Below are 21,674 nucleotides of genomic sequence, written 5' to 3'. Positions count from 1 at the left end.
CCGCTGCCTGATCCGCCGCGCCTGGTCCCTCTACCGCTGGAACACCCGGCCTCGCACACCCCGCATCCGATGACCTACTGGCGGACGCCCTAAGGCTGCGACCCCACCGCACGGCCCGGCCAACCTGGACTGGGCGACCGAGTCCTTCCGGCTCGCCACCTCCGGGGTCCGGGCGGACACCCAGATCCACACCCACATGTGCTACGCCGAGTTCGGCGCGATCATGACCGCGATCGACGAGCTCGACGCGGACGTCATCTCGCTGGAGGCGACCCGTTCGCACATGGAGGTCGCCGGGGAGCTGGCCGGGGCAGGCTACCCGCGCGAGGTCGGCCCGGGTGTGTGGGACATCCACTCCCCGCGCATCCCGAGCACCGAGGAGGCCGTCACCCTGCTGCGAACGGTGCGACTGCGCCCAGCGCGCCAGACCCCCGGCGGGCGACCGCCTGCTGGTCGACCCCGACCGCCGCTCCCTGGTGCCGTACCCAGTCCTCGGCGAGGGCCTCGACGCAGGCCCGCAGGAGAACGGGTAGGGCCTTTGCGGCAGCCGGGCACGGGCTCGGCCCGCCGGGCCGAGCGCTGCGGACTCGCTGACTTAGGTATACCTAAGTTCCCCCTGAGGCACAACATCTGGGATGCGCGTGTCGCATCGGATCTAGATGTAGTGTTGCGGTGCTGGTGGTTCACCGGGCGCCCCGTGCACTCGGTGAGGCAAGAGGGAACCCGGTGGAAGTCCGGGACTGCCCCGCAGCGGTGAGCGGGAACGACCGCCGTCATACGCACTGGACCCGAGCCGGGTCCGGGAAGCGACGGCCAGTAGGTGCCCTCCGATCGGAGGGCGGGCCCGCGAGTCCGAAGACCTGCCACCGGTGCGCGCGCCGGATGGCGGCGTGCGCGCTCCGAGGCCCCGAGGGAGGGCCGCGTGGCCGTCGTACGGGCCCTCCGGTCCGGTGCGCCCCTGTTCTTCGGCGCATCGCCACGGAGACGCCGCTGCGCGCTGCCGCCCTCCCCGCCCCGGAGCCCGAAAGGGAGCGAGCCCAGAGGAGGCGGCGGACCGGTGAGTGGTCTCGTGTATTTCTCCAGCGTCTCGGAGAACACCAAGCGTTTCGTGGAACGGCTGGGACTGCCCGCCGTCCGCATCCCGCTGTCCCCGCACCGCGAGCCGATGCCGCGGATCACCGGGCCCTATGTGCTGATCGTGCCCACCTACGGCGGTGGCGAGCGCGCCGGAGCCGTCCCCAGACAGGTGGCCCGCTTCCTGAACGACCCGGCGAACCGCGCCCTGCTGCGCGGGGTGATCGCCTCCGGCAACACCAACTTCGGCGCGGACTACTGCCTGGCCGGCCGGGTGATCTCGGCCAAGTGCGGCGTACCCGAGCTGTACCGATTCGAACTGTTGGGCACGGAACACGACGTCCGTGCCGTGAGGGAAGGACTCCGGACGTTTTGGACACGACACTCGTCGACACCGAGGACCGCGGCATGACCGCCGCCCCCGCCCCGGCCGCCCCCGCCCCGGCTGCCCCCGCCGACCCCAGGGAGTCGGTCGGCACGCGCAAGGACTACCACGCGCTCAACGCCATGCTGAACATGTACGACTGCGACGGCCGGATCCAGTTCGCCAAGGACCGCGAAGCCGTCCGTCAGTACTTCCTCCAGCACGTCAACCCCAACACGGTGGTCTTCCCGACCCTGGAGGAGAAGATCGCCTACCTCGTGGAGAACGACTACTACGAGGAGGCCCCCATCCGCCGCTACCCCTGGGAGTTCGTCAAGGGCCTCTACCGGCAGGCCTACGCCCACCGGCACCGCTTCCGCACCTTCCTCGGCGCGTTCAAGTACTACACCTCCTACACGCTCAGGACCTTCGACGGCACCCGGTACCTGGAGCGCTACGAGGACCGCGTGGTCGCCACCGCCCTGTACCTCGGAGCGGGGGACGAAGCACTCGCCGCGGGACTGGTCGACGAGATGATGACCGGCCGCTTCCAGCCGGCCACCCCCACGTTCCTGAACGCCGGCAAGGCCCAGCGCGGCGAGCTCGTCTCCTGCTTCCTGCTCAGGGTCGAGGACAACCTGGAGTCGATCGGACGCGGCATCAACTCCGCCCTCCAGCTGTCCAAGCGGGGCGGCGGGGTCGCCCTGCTGCTGACCAACCTGCGGGAGCAGGGCGCGCCGATCAAGAAGATCGAGAACCAGTCCTCCGGCGTCGTCCCGGTGATGAAGCTCCTGGAGGACTCCTTCTCCTACGCCAACCAGCTCGGTGCCCGCCAGGGCGCGGGAGCCGTCTACCTGCACGCCCACCACCCGGACATCCTGCGCTTCCTCGACACCAAGCGGGAGAACGCGGACGAGAAGGTCAGGATCAAGAGCCTCTCCCTGGGCGTGGTCGTTCCCGACATCACCTTCGAACTCGCCAAGCGCAACGAGTCCATGCACCTGTTCTCGCCCTACGACGTGGAACGGGAGTACGGCAAGCCGCTGTCCGACCTGTCCGTCAGCGACCACTACCGGGAGCTGGTCGCCAACCCGCGCATCCGCAAGACCACCATCAGCGCCCGCGAGTTCTTCAAGACCGTCGCGGAGCTCCAGTTCGAGTCCGGCTACCCGTACCTGCTCTTCGAGGACACCGTCAACCGGGCCAACCCGATCCCCGGCTGGATCAACATGTCCAACCTGTGCTCGGAGATCCTCCAGGTCAACACGGCGAGCGAGTACGACGCGGCCCTGGGCTACACCACGGTCGGCCGCGACATCTCCTGCAACCTCGGATCCCTGAACATCGCCGCCGCCATGGCCTCGCCGGACTTCGGCGGGACGGTCGAGACCGCGGTGCGCGGCCTCACCTCCGTCTCCGACCAGTCGAACATCGACGCCGTCCCCTCGGTCGCCCGCGGCAACGCCGCCTCCCACGCCATCGGCCTGGGCCAGATGAACCTGCACGGCTACCTCGCCTCGCAGCGCGTCCACTACGGCAGCGCCGAGGGCGTCGACTTCACCGACGCCTACTTCCGCACCGTCGCCTACCACGCCCTCAGCGCCTCCCGGAGGATCGCCGCCGAGCGCGGCACCGCCTTCGAGGGCTTCGAGGAGTCCGCCTACGCCGACGGCAGTTACTTCGACAAGTACACCGAGCGCGCGTGGGAGCCGGCCACCGAGCGGGTCCGCACGCTCTTCCGGGAGGCGGGCGTCCACCTCCCCACCGTCGAGGACTGGCGCGAACTCCGGGCCGCCGTCATGGAGCACGGCATCTACAACCAGTACCTCCAGGCCGTGCCGCCCACCGGGTCCATCAGCTACATCAACGACGCCACCGCCTCCATCCACCCCGTCGCCGCCAAGGTGGAGATCCGCAAGGAGGGAAAGCTCGGACGCGTGTACTTCCCGGCCCCGGGTATGGACGACGACAACCAGGAGTACTTCCAGGACGCGTACGAGATCGGCTACGAGAAGATCATCGACACCTACGCGGCCGCCACCCAGCACGTCGACCAGGGCCTCAGCTGCACGCTGTTCTTCCGCGACACCGCCACCACCCGGGACCTCAACAAGGCGCAGATCCACGCCTGGCGCAAGGGCATCAAGACCCTCTACTACATCCGGCTCCGCCAGGAGGCCCTGGCGGGCACCGAGATCGAGAACTGCCTGTCCTGCACCCTGTGACCCAGCCCGCCACCGACCCCACGGAAGCACCCGCCATGACGACCACCCCCACCCGGCCGGCCACGCCCTCGGTCACACCCCCCTCCTACCGCCACGACCCCGGCGCCCGGCTGCGCCCGGTCAACTGGAACCGCGTAACCGACGAGAAGGACCTGGAGGTGTGGAACCGCCTCACCGCCAACTTCTGGCTGCCGGAGAAGGTCCCCCTCTCCGGCGACCTCGCCGCCTGGCAGCAGCGCCTCAGCGCCGAGGAACGCACCCTGACCATGCGGGTGTTCACCGGTCTGACGATGCTCGACACCGTGCAGGCCACGGTCGGCGAGATCGTCCAGATCCAGGACGCCCGCACCGAGCACGAGGAGGCGGTCTACACCAACATCGCCTTCATGCAGTCCGTGCACGCCCGCAGCTACTCGTCCGTGTTCTCCACCCTCGCCACCACCCCGGAGATCGACGACGCCTACCGCTGGGCGGTCGACAACGACGTCCTCCAGCAGCGCTGCAAGGCCGTCCTCGCGCACTACTACGGCGACGACCCGCTCAAGCGCAAGGTCGCCTCGACCCTGCTCTCCTCGCTGCTGCTCTACGCCGGCTTCTACCTGCCGCTGCACTTCTCCACCCACGCGCTGCTCACCAACACCGCCGACATGGTGCGCCTGATCCTGCGCGACAAGGCGGTGCACGGGTACTACTCCGGCTACAAGTACCAGCGCGGCCTGGAGCGGCGCTCCGCCGCCGAACAGGCCGGGATGCGCCGCTTCACGGACGAACTCCTCGACGAACTCTACGAGTTGGAGCTGCGTTACTCCGGCGAGCTGTACCGGCCGCTCGGCCTGATGGACGACGTCGCCGTGTTCGTGCGCTACAACGCCGACAAGGCCCTGATGAACCTCGGCTACCCCGCCCGCTTCGGCGCCGACCGGACGGCCGTCAACCCGGAGATCCTGGCCGCGCTCTCGCCCGGCGCGGACGAGAACCACGACTTCTTCTCCGGCTCCGGCTCCTCCTACGTGATGGGCAAGGCCGAGGACACCTCCGACGACGACTGGGCCTTCTGAACAGGCCGGGAGGGTAGCGGCGACGCCCGCCGACCGGCTGTGGCCGGTCGGCGGGCGTCGCCGGTCCGGTCAGTCCCGGGCCCCGCTCCAGGCCGCCCAGAGCCGCGCGTACCGCCCGCCGGCGGCCACCAGCTGCTCGTGGTCCCCCTGTTCGACGAGTCGTCCGTCCTCCAGCACCAGGATCCGGTCGGCGCGCACCGCCTGGGTCAGCCGGTGCGCGACCACGAGCGAGGTGCGACCCGCCAGGGCCCGCTCGGCTGCGGCCTCCAGGGCACGCGACCCCGCGCTGCCCGCCTCCGCCGTGGCCTCGTCCAGGACCGCCACCGGCGGGTCGGCGAGCACCAGCCGGGCGAGGGCCAGCTGCTGGGCCTGGATCGGGGTGAGCCGGGTGCCGCCCTGTCCCACCTCGGTCGCGAGCCCCTGCGGCAGGGCGGCGGCCCAGTCCCAGGCGTCGACCGTCCCGAGCGCGGCGCGCAGTTCCTCGTCGTCGGCCTCGGGCCGGGCGAGCCGGAGGTCCTCGGCCAGCGTTCCGGCGAACACGTGGGTCTCCTGGTTGACCAGGGCCACCATCCGCCGGATCCGGCCGTCGGTCAGTTCCTCGACCGGGCGGCCGTCGATCAGTATCCGTCCGGCCGAGGGCGGGTGGACCCCCGCGACCAGCCGGGCCAGGGTGCTCTTGCCGGCCCCGGTGGTGCCGACCACAGCCACCCGCTCGCCGGGGGCCAGGCTCAGGTCCACCCCGTGCAGCACCCGGTGGCCCGGGAGGTAGGCGTGACCCACCCCGTGCAGTTCAACGGCCGCCGCCTTCCGCGGGCCCGCGGCGGAGCCGGGCCGCCGGGGCGCGGTCGGTTCCGGTGCCCCGCTCCGCGGCAGCAGGGCCAGCCCGACCACCCGGTCGGCCGCCGCCGAGGCCGACTGCACCTCGTCGACCGTCGACAGCAGGCCGTTGATCGGATCGAACAGCCGCAGGAAGTAGAGCGCGGCGGCGCTGGCGGTGCCGACGGCGATCGCGTCGGCCCGGACCAGTACGAAGCCGACGGCCAACAGGCCGGTCAGGCCGGTGAGTTCAGCGCCGTTGAGCTTCCCGAAGAACCGGGTCCCGATGTGGGTCGAGCGCAGCGCGAGGTCGCGGGCGGCGGCGGAGCGCCGCTCGACCTCCGCCAGCTGCCGGGGGCCGAGACCGAACGCCCGGACGGTGTGCGCGCCGTTCACCGATTCGAGGATCTGCTGCGCCTGCTCGCCCTGGGCGATCCGCTCCTGGCGCCGGACCGGTCCGGAGCGGCGGCGCAGCCAGCGCACGGCGTACACCTGCAACGGGACGGCGGTCAGGGCGGCCAGGGCGAGCCGCCAGTCCAGCAGCAGCAGGGCGACCAGGGTCAGGCCGATCTCCAGCAGCGCGCCGATGAGCTGCGGCACCAGGGTGCGCACGGCCTCGCCCAGGACGGTGACGTCCCCGCTGACCCGGGCCACCAGGTCGCCGCTGCCGGAACGCTCCAGCCGGGCCAGCCCGGTGTTGAGCGCGCTGCCCAGCGCGCTCTCCCGCAGCCCGGCCAGCACCTCCTCACCGCGGCGGGCCACCAGCGCCGCGCCCCAGCCGGCGAACAGGGCCTGGGCGAGGCAGGCCGCGCCGATCAGCACCACCGGTCCGGTGACGGCGGAGGTTTGGTGGCCGCCCGCCACGACCACGTCGACGAGGTGCCCCAGGGCGCGCGGCACCACCAGTCCGGCCAGCACCCCGGCCACCACCAGGAGCAGCGCGGCCGCCGACTGCCAGGGGCGGCGCAGCACCCGGGCGAGGACCTCGGCCCGGGTCTGGGCGGCCGTGGCGGTGGGGAGCAGCTCGGGGGGCGGCGCCGGGGCCGTCCGCTCCAGGCGCTCGTCCGAGACCTGGGTCATGCCATCACCGCCGTACGGTAGGAGGGTTGGTCGATCGTCAGCTCGCGGTGCGTCCCGGTCGCGGTCGGTACGCCGTCGTCCAGGAACACCACCCGGTCGCAGGTCTGGAGCAGGATCGGGCTGGTGGTCACCAGGAGGGTGGTGCGGTCGGCCCGCATCGCGCGCAGTCCGTCGGCGATGTCGGCCTCGGTGGCGGCGTCGACGGCGGTGGTCGGTTCGTGCAGCACCAGCACCGCCGGGTCGGCGGCCAGGGCCCGGGCCAGGGCGACCCGTTGGCGCTGGCCGCCGGAGAGGATCCGGCCGCGTTCGCCGATCCGGCTCCGCCCGCCGTCCGGGAGCACCGAGAGCACCTGGTCGGCGTCGGCCGCGGACATCGCCCGGGCGACCAGTGCCGGATCGGCGGGCGCGTCGAGCGGACCGCGGACGTTCTCGGCGACGGTGAGGTCGAAGAGGTCGGCCTCGTGGTCGGCGACGAGCAGCACCCGGCGGGCCTCGGCCAGGCTCAGTTCTGCCAGCGGGACGCCGTCGAGTTCGACCTGCCCGCGTTCGGCCGGCCGACGGAGCGCCAGGACGTCGAGGAGGGCGGCGGCGACGGCCGGGTCGGGGGTCACCACCCCCACGGTCGTGCCGGGCCGGACGGTGAGGTCGAGGTGGCGCAGCGGCCCGGCGCCGAGGCCCGCGAGGACCAGTGCGCCGTCCGGCCGTCCGGCCGCGGTGCGCGGTCCGCCGGCCACCGCGTAGGGTTCGGCCAGCAGCGCGGCCATCCGGGCGGCGGAGCCCCGGGCCTTGGCCCGCAGGCCCATCGCCATGCCGAACCGGGTGCTGGGGCCGACCAGGAACTGCGCCAGCCCGACCGAGGCGACGAACTCGCCCACCGAGATGGACCCGTCGACGGCCAGTCGGGCCCCGGACCAGGCCACCACGGTGAGGAAGCAGCCGTTGAGCAGCAGGGTGAGGCCCTGGTAGCCGGCCTCCCAGCGGGCCGCGCGCACGGTGGCCGCCAGGGACGAGCCGCTGGCCACCCGGTACCTGCGCAGCGCGGCCTCCTCGGCGCCCAGGCCCTTGACCACCCGCAGCCCGCGGACCAGGTCGGCGGCGGTCCCGGTGGCCCGGGCCACCTCGGCCTGTTCGGCGCTGCTCCGGGCGGTGAGCGGCGCGGCCAGCAGCCGGGTCGCGGCGAGCAGCGGCACCAGGCCGACCAGGACCACCAGGCCGAGCTGCACGGAGGTCAGCAGCAGTGCCGTCGCGCCGAACGCCAGGGCGGCGGCGGCGCCGGCCCCGATCGCCCAGGCCCGGTTGCCGAGGCCGATCCGCAGCGCGTCGGCGGTCGCGGTGCTCAGCAGGGTGCCGGAGCTGCCGGCCTGGGCGGCGAAGCCGCGCGGGTCCAGGATCCGGGTCACCGCCGCCACCCGGAGCTCGTGCGCGGCGTCCTGGCTGGCGTGCCGGTTGCACCGTCCCGCCAGTCGCATCGCGGTGCTGAGCGCCAGGAACAGCAGCGCCAGCAGGGCGATCCAGCGCAGCAGGTCGGCCGGTCCGCCGCCGTCGATCGCGTGGTCGACCACGGCGCCGACCATGACCGGCACCGCCGCCTCGGCCGTCTGGTGGAGGGCGGTGAAGACCATCGCCCCGGCGATCCACCGGCGCTGGCGGTCGAAGACCCAGCGCCGTACGTCGCGTTCGGTGGCCCGGTAGCCGGGCCCCAAGGCGTCGGCGGACGCCTCGTTCTGTTCGTCCTGGGGCACGGGGCCCACTCCCCTCGTCCGTTCGTGTTCGGTGGTCCGGTTGGAGCCGCGGGGTCAGCGGGAGGACCGCCACTGCGCGGCCAGCAGGAAGGCCAGGTAGACGCCGCCGAGCGCGCCGGTCGCCACCCCGACGGGCAGTTCGCTGCTCAGCACGTGCTGGGCGGCGAGGTCGCCGAGCGGGACCAGCAGGGCGCCGGTGAGCGCGGCGGGTCCGAAGCCGGCGCCGGGGGACCGGGTCAGCCGGCGGGAGATCTGCGGGGCGGCCAGCGCCACGAAGCCGATCGGGCCGGCCGCGGCGGTGGCCGAGGCGACCAGTCCGACGGCGAGCGCCATCAGGGTCAGCCGGGTCCGTTCCACCCGCAGGCCGAGGGTGTGCGCCGAGTCGTCCCCCAGCTCCAACTGGTCGGCCCGGGGGCCGAGCAGGAGCAGCGGCGGCAGCAGGAGCAGCAGGGCCAGGGCCAGCGGGCCGGCCTGCTGCCAGCCGCGGCTGTTGAGGCTGCCGGTGAGCCAGATCTGCGCGGTCAGCGCGTCGTTGAGCGAGGCGCGGGTGAGCATCCACTGGTTGAAGGCGGTGAGCATGCCGGTGACGCCGATGCCGATCAGGACCAGCCGGAAGCCCTGGATGCCGCGGCCGCGCAGGGCCAGCAGGTAGACGGCCGTGGCGACGGTCAGTCCGCCGGCCAGCGCGCCCAGCGCGACCTCGCCGGGGCCCCCGTGGGCGAGCACCAGGACGGCGACCGCGCCCGAGGCGGCGCCGGTGCCGAAGCCGATCACGTCCGGGCTGCCCAGCGGGTTGCGGGTGACGCCCTGGAAGACGGCTCCGGAGGCGCCGAGGGCGAGGCCGACCAGGATGCCGGTGGCCAGCCGGGGCAGGCGCAGCGAGTCGACGACGAACCGGGTGCCGGGGTCACCGCCGCCGAGCAGGGCCCGGACCACGTCGGGGACCGGTATCCGGTAGTCGCCGGTGGTGAGGGTGACCACCGCGACCGTGAGGATCGCGGCCAGCAGAGCGAGGGACACCAGCACCGCGCGTGGGCGTATTCGGACGGAGAACCACGCGCCGAGGCGCAGCACCCGGAAGGCGGGCCTGACCGCGGGCCGGACCGGGCGCAGCGGCGGGGCCTGGAGGAGGTTCACAGCCGGGCCACCTTTCCGCCGCGGGCCAGGGCGATGAACACCGGTGCGCCCAGGAAGGCGGTGACCAGGCCCACTTCGACCTCGTTGGGCCGGGTCACCACGCGGCCCAGCACGTCGGCGCCGATCAGCAGGATCGGCGCCAGCACCGCGGAGAAGGGCAGCACCCAGCGCTGGTCCGGGCCGGTGAGGAAGCGGGCCAGGTGGGGGACGACCAGTCCGACGAACCCGATCGGCCCCACCGCGGCGGTGGCCGCCCCGCACAGCAGGGTGATCGCGGCCATGGCGAGCAGCCGGGTACGGGTCGGGTGCGCGCCGAGCGCGCGGCCGGCCTCCTCCCCGAGGGCGAGGGCGTTCAGCGGCCGGCCGAGGGCCAGCGCGAGCACGGCGCCCGCGGCGATGAACGGCAGCAGCTGGACCACGAGGTCGGTGCTGCGCCCCACGACCGAACCGACGTTCCAGTAGCGGAACTGGTCGAAGGTGGCGGGCCGCAGGAGCAGGATCGCCGAGGTGAAGGCGGTGAGCGCGGCGGTGACGGCGGTGCCGGCCAGGGCCAGCCGGACCGGGGTGGCCCCGGAACGGCCGATCGAGCCGAGCAGGTAGACCAGGACGGAGACCGCGGCCGCGCCGGCGAAGGCGAACCAGACGTAGCCGAGCGGGGAGCGCAGGCCGACGAACCCGATGCCGACGGCGACGGCCGCCGAGGCACCGGAGTTGACCCCGAGCAGGCCGGGGTCGGCCAGCGGGTTGCGGGTCAGGGCCTGCATCAGCGCCCCGGCGAGGCCGAGCGCGGCGCCGACCACCAGGCCGAGCTCGGTCCGCGGCAGTCGTTCGTGCCGCACCACCAACTGGTCCTGCCCGCCGGTGAAGTGGAAGACCGCGTCGAAGGCGGTGTGCAGGGGGATGGACTTGGCCCCCACGGCGAGCGAGAGCAGGACGGTCAGGGCGAGGACGGCCGCACAGCCGGCCAGGGCCGCGAACCGGGCCGCGGTGGAGCGGCTGCGCCCGACCCTCACCGGGTCAACGGGCTTGGCAACGGTGGTTTTTGGGGGGGAAGTGGTCCGTAGCACGGAGAGTTAGGCTAGCCTACCCTTACCGCTTCGGCAATAAACGGGCCAGGCCATCGTGGCACGAGCCGACGAACGAAGAGAGGGCTATGCCATGAATCGTGACAGCCGGATCCTCCGCAGATCCCTGGGAGCCGTCGCAGGCGGCCTGTTGGCCCTGGTCCTGGTCGGCTGCGGCAGTGGCGCGACCAAGGGCGGAGGGGACGCCACGGCGGCCGGGCAGGCCGATCCGGGCGCCTTCCCGGTCACCGTCGAGACCCAGTTCGGCAGCGCCACCATACCCAAGGCCCCTCAGCGGGTGGTGGCCCTCGGGTGGTCCGACCAGGACGCGGCGCTGGCCCTGGGGGTCAAGCCGGTGGCGATCGTCAAGACCGAGGACAGCTTCAAGAACGGGGTCGGCCCCTGGGCCGAGCAGGCGCTCGGGGACGCCAGGCCCCAGGTGCTGGACACCACGGACGGCTACCCGATCGAGAAGATCGCCGCCCTGCGGCCCGACCTGATCCTCGCCGTCCAGTCCGGGATGACATCGGCGGACTACGACAAGCTGTCGAAGATCGCCCCCACCGTGGGGTACCTGAAGGGCCGCACCACCTACGGGACGCCGTGGCAGGAGCAGACCGAGCTGATCGGCAAGGCCCTCGGCCGCGGCAAGGAGGCGACCCAGGCGATCGCCGCGGTCGACCAGAGCCTCGCCCAGGACGCCGCCAAGTACCCGCAGCTGAAGGGCAAGAGCTTCGTCTACGCCTACCCGCAGCCGAGCAACGGCCGGATGGTGCTCTACACCGACGCGCGCACCAAGGTGCTGGAGCAGGTGGGGCTGACCCTCGACCCGGTGGTGAGCAGTGCGCCCAAGCTGAACAGCTTCTCGAACGCGCTCAGCATGGAGCACCTGGGTTCGCTCACCTCGCAGGCACTGCTGGTCTGGTACGGCACTCCGGAGAACCAGCAGCAGCTGGAGTCGAACCCGGTCTTCAAGGGCCTGCCCGCGGTCACCTCCGGCGCCTACCTGCCGGTGAACCGCACGCTGGCCCAGGCCAGCAGCGCGCCGAGTGTGCTGAGCATCCCGTGGTCGGCCGACCAGATCCTGCCGGCCCTTGCCAAGTCTTTGCACTGATCCTTCGGCCGCCCTCCGGCGGCCGTGGTTCCGGTGCTTCGTCGACGGACCGTGCCCTGTTTCCGGGGCGCGGTCCGTCGAGGCGTTTCCGGGGGGCGCGTCGAATGGCCGGAAATGGAACGGGTGATCCAGCAGGGAACACTTGACGAGTCCTCAAACCAAGGCAAGGCTTACCTAAGTCCCCGGTCGACGGCGGTACGCCCGCTGCCCGGACTCGAACTCTCCCGCCCCGTTGCCCGCCGGAGGAACCCCATGCCCCTGGACCTTGCCGACCTTCTCCCCGAGCTCGATCCGAGCGACCCGAACAGCACGGTGAAGGCGTTCGCCGCCAACTCCGCCTTCCGGGCCGCCGAATGGGAGGAGCTGACCACGGAGGAGAATCCGTACCGGCGCCCGGTCCGCCCGGACGACCTCGACTGGCTCGACTACGGGAAGCCGATGCCGGCGGCCAAGTCGCTGAAGCTGAGCGCGCTGCTCGGCCACCGGATGCTGCGCAACGTGTACGACACCGGCCTGCTCTACCTCCCGCCGGTGCCCGGCCCGGCCGCCGTCGACGACGGCGCGGCCTTCTACGGCGCGCGGAACCGCGTGCTCGGCGCGCTGGCCGGGCCCATCCTCGAACGCCACCTGTTCACCCTGCTGGACGGCGAGTACAAGCCGCTCGACAGCGCCGACCCGGAGGTCCTGCGCCGGGAGATCCGCGACTACCACGAGAGTCGGGTGGCGCAGCCCGGAAGGGCGCTGGCGGTGGCCGGTGCCACCAAGGACCGGAAGGCCTCCGCGACCTTCCTGCTGCTCCAGCTGAGCGCCTTCCTGCCCGCGGCCCGCGCCGCGGTCGGCCGGGCCGCCCTGGGGGAGTACGACGAGGCGCACCCCGGTGCCCGCGTCCAACTGCTCGATCAGTACCGCAACTGGGCCGACGCGCAAGGGCGTTACCGGACACTGCTGGAGGCCGCCGGACTGCGGCCCGGCGCCGCCGCCTACTGGCAGCTCTACCTCGGCACCTCGCTGGGGCGCGGCAACCTGCTGCACCACCTGTCCGGTGACCGGGAGAAGTACCCCGAGTTCCTCGGCGCCCTGCTGCACCAGCAGATCGACGAGGCGGCGGACGGGGCTCGCTTCGCAGCCGTCCTGGAGGACGGACTCGGCCTGCGCACCGACCTGTTCGACGCCCTCGACCCACTGTCGGCGGACCGGCTCGACGCCCGGCTCGACAGCCTGCTGACCCCGCTGACCGCGCTCCACGGCCCGGAGGCGGTCCACCGCTTCCACCGCGGTTTCTCGGACGCCCGCTGGTTCGCCGCCCTCTGGGACACGGACCTGGCCGACCAGCTCGCCTGGGCCGACAGCATCGAACTGCACCGGGAGAAGGCCGAGCGGATCAGCCGTCACATCGACGACAGCGGGATCGAGGTGGACCTCGACACCTTCGTGGAGAGCCACGAGGAGACCTCCACGACCCATGTGCACAACGAGCACCGGCTGGTGATGGTCGAGCGCGGCCAGATGCACTTCTGGAACAACGTCACCCACAAGATCGCGTTCGGCGAGGGGGACAAGGTGCTGATCCCGGTGTCCCGCCTGCACGGCTCGACCGTGCTCTCCGGTGAGTGCACCTACCACCAGCCGATCATCCCCGAGGAGATGTACCGGCAGTTCTGACCGCCGGACCACCCCTCCGTCGGCCCGGGACCCGCGCCGTCCCGGGCCGGCCCACGCCGTGCCGCGCGGATCCGGCCGCGCCCCGCGCATGTCGCCCTGCCGTCCTACACCGAACGAGGACCCCGGGCGCCGTCGTGTGCCCGGGCGTCCCGGGATGGAGTTCCCGCCGTGACCCCCCTCGACCCATCCGGCGACCCCGTCGGCCCCCTCAGCGCACAGGCCCTGGCCGCCTGCACCATCGGCAGCACCCCGGAATGGGGGCCTCCTGTCGCGAGAGGCCTGCTGGAGACCCTGCTCGCCGCCGATCGGCCCTTCCCCTGCACCTTCGCGGTGTCCGCCGCCAAGAAGCAGGCCCTGCGGTTCGGCTACCTGGAGAGCGTGCACGACGACGGCACCTGGGGCCCGCTGGTCGACATCCTGCTCGACTACCTCGACTGCTACCGGGAGTTGGGCAAGGACACCTCGCTGGTCGTGCTCTTCCGCCCCGACGACCGGCTGCTCTCCCTGGACGCCTACTTCGAGCGCTTCTGGTCCGTGCTCCAGTTCCTGCACGAGAAGGACGCCCAGCCCTGGCCGGCCGAGGTGCCCGCCGACCCCGAATCGCTGTGGTGGGAGTTCAGCTTCGCCGGCACCCAGATCTTCGTGGTCTGCAACACCCCGGCCCACGTGACCCGGCACAGCCGGCACGCCCCCGGCTTCATGATCACCTTCCAACCCCGCTGGGTCTTCGAAGGACTGGAACCCGACACCCCGCGGGGCGCCCGGGCCCGGAGCGTCATCCGCAACCGGATCCGCCGCTTCGACGGCATCGAACCCGCCCCGGAACTCGGCAACCACGGGGAGGAGGGCAACCGGGAGTGGCGGCAGTACTTCCTGCCCGACACCCCCGGCGGCACCGTGCCCTCCTGCCCCTTCCGGGCCCGCCACGAACCCTCCACCGACGACCGAGGCCCGGAGAGCGACCGATGAGCCAGACCGACCACGCCCCCGGCGCCCCCGCCGCCCCGCCAGCCGCGGAGCCGCGATCGCTCACCGGCGCCCAGGCCGGCATCTGGTACGCCCAGCAGCGCGATCCCGGCAGCGCCGCGTACCTGTGCGCCGAGTACGTCGACCTCGTCGGCCCGCTCGACGTGGACCGGTTCGCCGCCGCCCTGCGGCAGACCCTCGTCGAGGCCGAGACGCTCTGGCTGCGCTACGCGGAGTCGGGCCCCGACGCGCTGCCGGTCGCGCTGCCGGCGGCCCCCGCCGAAGGGCGGCCGGAACCGGACGTGATCGACCTGTCCGCCGCGCCGGACCCGCGCGCCGCCGCGCGCGCCTGGATGCGTGCCGACCTGCGGCGACCGCTCGACCCCGGCACCGGACCGCTGTTCGGCACCGCCCAGCTCCGACTGGCCGTCGACCGCCACCTCTGGTACCTGAAGTGCCACCACATAGCCCTGGACGCGTACGGCTTCGGCCTGCTCCAGCGACGCCTCGCCGAGCTCTACTCCGCCCCGGCGGACGGGGAGCAGCCGCCCGCCCGCTTCGCCCCGCTCGCCGACCTCCTCGCCGAGGAGGACGAGTACCGCCGCTCCGCGCAGCCCGACCGCGACCGCGCCTACTGGCGCGAGCGGCTGGCCGGCCTGCCCGCCCCGCTCACCACGGCGGTCGGCAGCGCCCCGCCCGGCGAGCCGCTGGTGCAGGTCCGCGGCGTCCTGCCCCCCGAGACCCAGCAGTCCCTGGCCGCCGTCTGCCGCCCGCTGCGGGTCACCCGCGCAGAGGTCCAGCTCGCGGCCGTCGCCGGCTACCTGCACCGGGCCACCGGGCGTACGGACATCACCCTCGGGCTTCCGTACGCAGGGCGGTTCGGCTCCGTCGCGGCCAGGGTGCCCGCCCACACCGTCAACGTGCTGCCGCTCCCGCTCACCGTCACACCCCGCACCAGCGCCGCCGAACTGGTCGCCCAGGTGTCCCGCCGGCTGCGCGAGGCCCGCCCGCACGCCCGGCTGCGGGGCGAGGAACTACGGCGTGAACTGCACCTGGCCGTCACCGACCGGCTCACCGGCCCGCTGGTCAACGTCGGCCTCAGCCGCCCCGCGCTGGACTTCGCCGGGCTGCGGGCCGAGGTGCACCCGCTCTCACCGGGCCCGATCGAGGACCTCGCCGTCAGCTTCCGGGACGACCCGGACGGCCTGGCCACCACGCTGGACCTCGACGGCAACCCGGCCCTCCACACCGGGGCGGCGCTCGCCCGTCAGCACGCCCGGCTGCTCGGATTCCTGGCCGCCTTCACCGCCCGGCCCGAGCGCCCGATCGGCGAACTGGACGTCTTCGCCGAGCACGAGCGGGCCGCGGTGCCCGAACTCGCCGCAGGCGAACGGGAACGCGCCCCCCAACACCCCGGTCCGACCGTCCCCGAGCTGTTCCGCGCCCAGGCCGCGGCCCGCCCCGAGGCCGTCGCCCTGGTGGCGGGAGAACAGCGGCTGACCTACCGCGAGCTGGCCGAACGCGTCGCCCGGCTCGCCGCCCTGCTGCGCGAACACGGCGCCGGACGCGGCCAGTTGGTCGCCCTGGCACTGCCGCGCTCGGCCGATCTGGTGGTGGCGGTGCTCGCCGTGCTGAGCGCGGGCGCGGGGTACCTCCCGGTCGACCCGTACCAGCCGGCCGCCCGTACCCGAGCCGTGCTCCGGGCCGCCCGCCCGGTGCTGCTGATCACCGACCGCGACCACGAGAGCGGCCACCCGGGCGGCGCCGCCGCCGACGACCGGGTGCCGCTCCTGGTCCTCGACGCCCCCGCGACCACGGCCGACCTGGCCCGGAGGCCGGCCACGGCACCCGCCGTCGAGGGCGCGGCGGACACGGACTGCGCCTACGTGCTGCACACCTCCGGCTCGACCGGGGAGCCGAAGGGCGTCGTCCTCGAACACCGCAACGTGGTCCGCCTGCTGCGCACCACCGCCGCCGCCTTCGACTTCGGGCCCGCCGACACCTGGACGCTCTTCCACTCCTACGCCTTCGACTTCTCCGTCTGGGAGCTCTTCGGCGCCCTGCTGCACGGCGGCCGACTGGTCGTCGTCCCCTACACCGTCAGCCGCTCCCCGGAGGAGTTCCTCGACCTGCTGGTCCGCGAGGCCGTCACGGTGCTCAACCTCACTCCGTCGGCCTTCGAGCAGCTCGTCCACGCCGACCGCGAACGCGCGGAACCCGGCGGCCTGCCGGCACTGCGGCACGTGGTCCTGGGCGGTGAGGCGCTGCGCCCGGCGGCGCTGCGCGAGTGGTACCGGCGGCACGACGACACCGCGCCGCGGATCACCAACATGTACGGCATCACCGAGACCACCGTCCACGTCACCGTCCGCCCGCTCACCCGGGCGGACGCCGAGCCCGGCGCCACCGGACTGATCGGGGCGCCCCTGCCCGACCTGCGGGTCCGCCTGCTGGACGCCGCCCTGCGCCCGGTACCCCCCGGCGAGGTCGGCGAGATCCACGTGGCCGGGCCCGGGCTCGCCCGCGGCTACCTGGGCCGCCCCGCGCTGACCGCCGAACGGTTCCTGCCCGACCCGTACGGGCCGCCGGGCTCGCGGATGTACCGCAGCGGGGACCTGGCCCGGCGCGACGCCGAGGGCCGGCTGGAGTACCTCGGCCGCTCCGACGACCAGATCAAGGTCCGCGGCTTCCGGATCGAGCCCGGCGAGGTCGTGACCGCCCTGTCCGGGCACCCCGCCGTGCGCGAGGCCGCCGTGCTGGCCAGGGACGACGGCGGTGACGTACGCCTGGTCGCCTACGTGGTACCGCGCCGCGGCGAACGACTGGAACCGGCCGACCTGCGCCGGCACGCCGGCGCCGTGCTGCCCGAGCACCTGCGCCCCACCGCCGTGGTGGTGCTCGACGCCCTGCCGCTGACCGTCAACGGCAAACTGGACCGCGCCGCACTCCCGGACCCGGCGACCAGCGGCGCGGCCGACGGCCGCGCCGCCAGGGGCCCGCGCGAGCAGGTGCTCTGCGAACTCTTCGCCGACCTCCTGGGCGCCGACCGGGTCGGCCCGGAGGACGACTTCTTCGCCCTCGGCGGACACTCGCTGCTGGCCACCCGGATGGCCGGCCGCATCCGCGAGACGCTCGGCGCGGCCGTCGGCGTACGGGACCTGTTCGAGGCCCCGACCCCGGCCGCCCTGGCCGCCCGGCTGGACCGCGCCGCCGCCGAACGGCCCCGGCTGACCGGCCGTCCCCGCCCCACCCGGATCCCGCTCTCCTACGCCCAGCGCGGCCTCTGGTTCCTGCACCGGATGGAGGGGCCGAGCCCCACCTACACCATCCCGCTGGCCCTGCGGCTCACCGGCCCGCTCGACGTGCCCGCACTGCGGCTGGCGCTGAACGACCTGGCCGCCCGGCACGAGAGCCTGCGCACCCTGCTGGTCGCCGACGGCGACGAGCCGGCGGCCCGGGTGCTCCCGGTCGAGCAGGCGGAGGTCGAACTCGACCTGGTGCCGGCCCGGTCCGGGCACCGGAGCGCCGACCTGGCCGCGGCCACCCGGCACGCCTTCGACCTCGCCGGTGAACTCCCGCTGCGCGCGCGGCTGCTGCGCACCGGCGAGGCCGAGCACGTGCTGGTCCTGCTGCTCCACCACACCGCCGGGGACGACTGGTCCCAGGACCCGCTCGCCCGCGACCTGGCGGCCGCCTACGGCGCCAGGCTGGGTGGCGCCGCCCCCGAACTGGCCCCGCTGCCGGTGCAGTACAGCGACTACGCGCTCTGGCAGACCGAGTTGCTGGCCGGTGACGGCCCGCTGTTCCGCAGTCAACTCGCCTACTGGGAAGAACGGCTGGCGGATCTCCCGGACCACCTCGAACTGCCCACCGACCGGCCGCGGCCCGCGGTGTCCGGCCACCGCGGCGCCACCGTCCCGGTGCACCTGGACGCGGAACTCCACCGCGGCCTGCGGGCGCTGGCCCGCCACAGCGGAGCCACCGCGTTCATGGCCCTGCAAGCGGGCCTCGCCGCCCTGCTCACCCGCCTCGGCGCCGGAACGGACATCCCGCTCGGCTGCCCGGTGGCCGGCCGCCACGAGGGCGCACTGGACGACCTGGTCGGCCTGTTCGCCAACACCCTGGTGCTGCGCACCGACACCTCCGGCGACCCGACCTTCCGCGAACTCCTGTCCCGGGTCCGGAGAGGGGACCTGGCCGACTTCGACCACCAGGAGATGCCGTTCGAGCGCCTGGTGGAGCAGCTGCGCCCGGTCCGCTCGCCGTCGCGGCACCCGCTGTTCCAGGTGATGCTCTCCTACGGCTCCGGCCGCCGCCCGGTCCGCCTTCCGGGCCTGGAGGTGACCGCCCTGCGCCCGCACAACGGCTCGGCCAAGTTCGACCTCACCCTGTCGCTGGCCGACCGGCCGGAGGGCGACGGGATCGACGGGTTCCTGGAGTACGCGCTCGACCTGTTCGACGAGCCGGGCGCACGCGTCCTGGTCGAACGGCTGGTCCGGGTGCTGCGCCAGGCCGTGGACGCGCCGGACCGCCGGATCTCCACGCTGGAGGTGCTGTCCGAGGCCGAGCACCGGCGCATCGTCAGGGACTGGAACGCCACCGACGCACCGGTCGACCCGCGCAGCTTCCCGGAGATGTTCGAGGACCGGGTCCGCGCCGCCCCCGACCGGCCCGCCCTCGTCGCGGACGGCCACCGGCTGACGTACGGACAGGTCAACCGGCTGGCCAACCGGCTGGCGCACCGGCTGACCGCCCTCGGCGTCGGTCCGGAGCGGACCGTCGGAATCCACCTGCCGCGCTCCGCGGAACTCGTCATCGCCCTGCTCGCCGTCCAGAAGGCCGGGGGGGCGTTCGTCCCCCTGGACCCGGGCTGGCCGCAGGCCCGGATCGCCGGGATCGCCTCCGACGCCCGCCTCACCGCGGTGCTGACCACCCCCGGCGGAGCGGCCGCGCTGCCCGACGGCCCGGCCGCCGTCGAACTCGACCTGGCCGGGCACCGCTCCGGCGGCTGGTTCGCCGACCTGCCGGACCACGACCCCGGGCTCCCCATCGACCCGGAGGGCCTCGCGTACGTCATCTACACCTCCGGTTCCACCGGCACGCCGAAGGGCGCGATGATCCGCCACCGGGCGATCAGCAACCGCCTGCCCTGGCAGATCGGGCTGCTCGGCCTGACCGCCGATGACCCGGTGCTGCACAAGGCGCCGCTGACCTTCGACATCTCGGTCAACGAGATCTTCCTGCCGTGGGCCGCCGGGGCCCCGCTGGTGGTGGCCGGGGCCGGCCGGGAAGGCGACGTGGCGCACCTGCTGGAACTGATCGAGCGGGAACGGGTCGCCTTCGTCTACCTGGTGTCCTCGATCCTCGACATCATGCTGGAACGCCCCGACGTCGGCCGCGCCGCCGCCTCGCTCAAGCACCTGTGGTGCGGCGGCGAGGTCCTCACGCCCGAGCTCTTCGAACGGTTCCGTCACCGGCTCGGCTCGGCCACCATGTACCACGGCTACGGGCCGGCCGAGACCACCATCGGGGTCACCTGCCAGGTGTACCGGGGCGCCGCGGAACGGGGCATCACGATCGGCCGCCCCAACCCCAACACCCGGGCCTACGTCCTGGACCCGTCGATGCGCCCGGTGCCGGTCGGCGTCGCGGGCGAACTCTACCTGGGCGGCGTCCCGTTGGGGCGGGGCTACCTCAACGACCCGCGCCGCACCGCCGCCGCCTTCGTGGCCGACCCGCTCTCCGGCGAACCCGGTGCCAGGCTCTACCGCAGCGGGGACCTCGCCCGCTACCGCGCCGACGGCGACATCGAGTTCCTCGGCCGGGCCGACAACCAGGTGAAGATCCACGGGGTACGGGTCGAACTGGAGGAGATCGAGTCGGTCCTGAACCGGCACCCCGCGGTCCGCCAGGCGGTGGTGCTGGTGCTGGTGCTGAACGGCGGACCGGGCGGGGACCGCCTGGCGGCCTGGTGCACGCCGGACCGCACCCGGGCACGCCCGGAACCGGCCGAACTGCGCGACTGGATGCGGACGGTGCTGCCGGAGTACCTGGTGCCCCGCGAGGTGCGGGTGGTGGCGGCGCTGCCCCTGATGAGCTCCGGCAAGGTGGACCGCAGGGCGCTGGCCGACCAGGCGCTGCGGGCGGACCGTGACGACGCCCCCGGCGCGGTGGACGAGCGAGCCCCGGCCGAGGGCACCGAGCGACTGATCGCCGAGGTCTGGACCGAGGCGCTGGGCCGGGACCGGATCGGCGCCGACGCCAACTTCTTCGACCTCGGGGGCCATTCGCTGCTGCTCGCCCGGGTGCAGACCGGGCTGCGGGCCCGGCTGGGGTGGGACGTGCCGGTGCTCGACCTGTTCACCCGCCCCACCATCGCCCAGCTCGCCCGGCACCTGGACAGCCGGGCGGACCGCGCGCCCGAGTCCGTTACCGGCCCCGGCAGCCGGGAGGCCCTCGACGTGCTGCTCCCGCTGCGCACGGAGGGCGGGCTGGAGCCGCTGTTCTGCGTCCACCCCGCTTCCGGGCTGAGCTGGCCGTTCGCCGGCCTGCGCCCGCACCTGGACCCGCGCCGGCCGCTCTACGGCCTGCAGAGCCGGACCCTGCTCGGCCGGCCGGTGCCCGGCTCCCTGACGGAGCTGGCCGACGAGTACGTGGAGCGGATCCGGGAGGTCCAGCCCGAGGGCCCCTACCACCTGGTCGGCTGGTCCTTCGGCGGGGTCGTCGCCCACACCATGGCGACCCGTCTGCAGCAACAGGGCGAGCGGGTGGCCCTGTTGGCGATGCTCGACTCCTATCCGCGCTACCCCTGGCGCAAGCTGGCCCGCGACCACCGCCAGCAGGCCCTGCGCTCGCTGCTCTACATGTCCCACTACGACCTGGACCGCCTGGACGGCAGCCCGCTCGACCGGGCCGCGGTGCTGCGGATCATCGCCGAACAGGGCGGTGTGCTGGCGGAGTTGTCGGAGGAGACGCTCCAGGGGGTGATGGCGGCGTTCGTCTCCTCGGCCGAACTCCAGCAGGGCGTCGAGCACCAGGTGTTCCACGGGGACCTGCTGTTCTTCACCGCGACGGTCGACCCGATCGATCCGGGGCTCTCCCACCGGGACTGGAAGGCCCACGTGGACGGGGCGGTCGAGAACCACGGGATCACCTGCGAGCACAAGGACATGACCCGTAGCGGACCGCTCGCGGAGATCGGCCGCCGGCTGGACCGGCGCCTGCGCGACCTGGCCGGAGCGGAGGGCTGATTCCCCGTCCCCCGCTCCGTCCCCGCCCGGTGCCGGTGTGCGCCGGGCGGGGACGGCGGTCCGTCGGGGGGCTTGCCCCGGCCCGCCCGTCCGCACTATGTTAAGGCCTTAACTAAGGGTCG

Annotated in this window: 11 protein-coding genes, 2 pseudogenes and 1 riboswitch; of the genes and pseudogenes, 9 read left to right on the top strand and 4 right to left on the bottom strand. The window is 73.6% G+C overall.

The window, feature by feature from the left end; genetic code table 11:
* Positions 1–118 precede the first annotated feature (118 nt).
* The 5 genes and pseudogenes from ABTZ03_RS37630 to nrdF all read left to right on the top strand — a co-directional run.
* Positions 119–400 (top strand): annotated as a pseudogene (locus tag ABTZ03_RS37630) (5-methyltetrahydropteroyltriglutamate--homocysteine S-methyltransferase); the annotation flags it as partial.
* A pseudogene (locus tag ABTZ03_RS37625) lies at positions 393–533 on the top strand (short-chain fatty acyl-CoA regulator family protein); the annotation flags it as partial. The pseudogenes ABTZ03_RS37630 and ABTZ03_RS37625, both read left to right, overlap by 8 nt.
* Positions 534–662: 129 nt before the next feature.
* Positions 663–882, top strand: a riboswitch (cobalamin riboswitch).
* Between the two features lie 175 nt (positions 883–1,057).
* Complete coding sequence (gene nrdI / locus ABTZ03_RS37620; RefSeq protein WP_350517695.1) at positions 1,058–1,486, top strand: class Ib ribonucleoside-diphosphate reductase assembly flavoprotein NrdI; 429 nt, start codon at positions 1,058–1,060, stop codon at positions 1,484–1,486.
* Positions 1,447–3,663, top strand: coding sequence for a class 1b ribonucleoside-diphosphate reductase subunit alpha (nrdE, locus tag ABTZ03_RS37615; protein ID WP_502894721.1), 2,217 nt, complete (start codon positions 1,447–1,449; stop codon positions 3,661–3,663). The genes nrdI and nrdE overlap by 40 nt, the downstream gene beginning before the upstream one ends.
* 35 nt (positions 3,664–3,698) lie before the next feature.
* Positions 3,699–4,721, top strand: coding sequence for a class 1b ribonucleoside-diphosphate reductase subunit beta (gene nrdF / locus ABTZ03_RS37610; protein WP_350517694.1), 1,023 nt, complete (start codon positions 3,699–3,701; stop codon positions 4,719–4,721).
* A 69-nt stretch (positions 4,722–4,790) separates the two neighbouring features.
* Here the strand turns inward: nrdF and ABTZ03_RS37605 are convergent, their stop codons facing one another.
* The 4 genes from ABTZ03_RS37605 to ABTZ03_RS37590 are packed head-to-tail and all read right to left on the bottom strand — an operon-like array spanning position 4,791 to position 10,509.
* Positions 4,791–6,617 (bottom strand): ABC transporter ATP-binding protein, encoded by a 1,827-nt coding sequence (locus tag ABTZ03_RS37605; RefSeq protein ID WP_350517693.1) that lies wholly within the window; start codon positions 6,615–6,617, stop codon positions 4,791–4,793.
* On the bottom strand, positions 6,614–8,359 hold the full coding sequence (locus ABTZ03_RS37600; protein WP_350517692.1) for an ABC transporter transmembrane domain-containing protein: 1,746 nt from the start codon (positions 8,357–8,359) through the stop codon (positions 6,614–6,616). The genes ABTZ03_RS37605 and ABTZ03_RS37600 overlap by 4 nt, the downstream gene beginning before the upstream one ends.
* A 54-nt stretch (positions 8,360–8,413) precedes the next feature.
* On the bottom strand, positions 8,414–9,496 hold the full coding sequence (locus ABTZ03_RS37595) for a FecCD family ABC transporter permease (protein ID WP_350517691.1): 1,083 nt from the start codon (positions 9,494–9,496) through the stop codon (positions 8,414–8,416).
* Complete coding sequence (locus ABTZ03_RS37590) at positions 9,493–10,509, bottom strand: FecCD family ABC transporter permease (protein ID WP_502894719.1); 1,017 nt, start codon at positions 10,507–10,509, stop codon at positions 9,493–9,495. Before ABTZ03_RS37590 ends, ABTZ03_RS37595 begins: the two co-directional genes overlap by 4 nt.
* Positions 10,510–10,654: 145 nt before the next feature.
* Between ABTZ03_RS37590 and ABTZ03_RS37585 the strand changes: the two genes are divergently transcribed.
* The 4 genes from ABTZ03_RS37585 (at position 10,655) to ABTZ03_RS37570 (ending at position 21,552) form a co-directional block, all read left to right on the top strand.
* Positions 10,655–11,674 carry an iron-siderophore ABC transporter substrate-binding protein gene (locus tag ABTZ03_RS37585; RefSeq protein WP_350517690.1) on the top strand — a complete coding sequence of 340 codons (1,020 nt, stop codon included), beginning with the start codon at positions 10,655–10,657 and terminating at the stop codon, positions 11,672–11,674.
* Between the two features lie 252 nt (positions 11,675–11,926).
* A complete protein-coding gene (locus ABTZ03_RS37580) occupies positions 11,927–13,336 on the top strand; it encodes a cupin domain-containing protein (protein ID WP_350517689.1) in 1,410 nt (469 codons plus the stop codon).
* A gap of 168 nt (positions 13,337–13,504) precedes the next feature.
* On the top strand, positions 13,505–14,305 hold the full coding sequence (locus ABTZ03_RS37575; RefSeq protein ID WP_350517688.1) for a YqcI/YcgG family protein: 801 nt from the start codon (positions 13,505–13,507) through the stop codon (positions 14,303–14,305).
* Positions 14,302–21,552: a non-ribosomal peptide synthetase gene (locus ABTZ03_RS37570; RefSeq protein ID WP_350517687.1), complete on the top strand. Its 7,251-nt coding sequence runs from the start codon at positions 14,302–14,304 to the stop codon at positions 21,550–21,552. Before ABTZ03_RS37575 ends, ABTZ03_RS37570 begins: the two co-directional genes overlap by 4 nt.
* Positions 21,553–21,674: the final 122 nt, after the last annotated feature.

Origin of the sequence: Kitasatospora sp. NPDC096077 (assembly GCF_040303245.1) — a bacterium.
GTDB lineage: Bacteria > Actinomycetota > Actinomycetes > Streptomycetales > Streptomycetaceae > Kitasatospora.
Note: the sequence above shows the minus strand (reverse complement) of the source record. Positions and strands in the feature narration are given on the sequence as shown.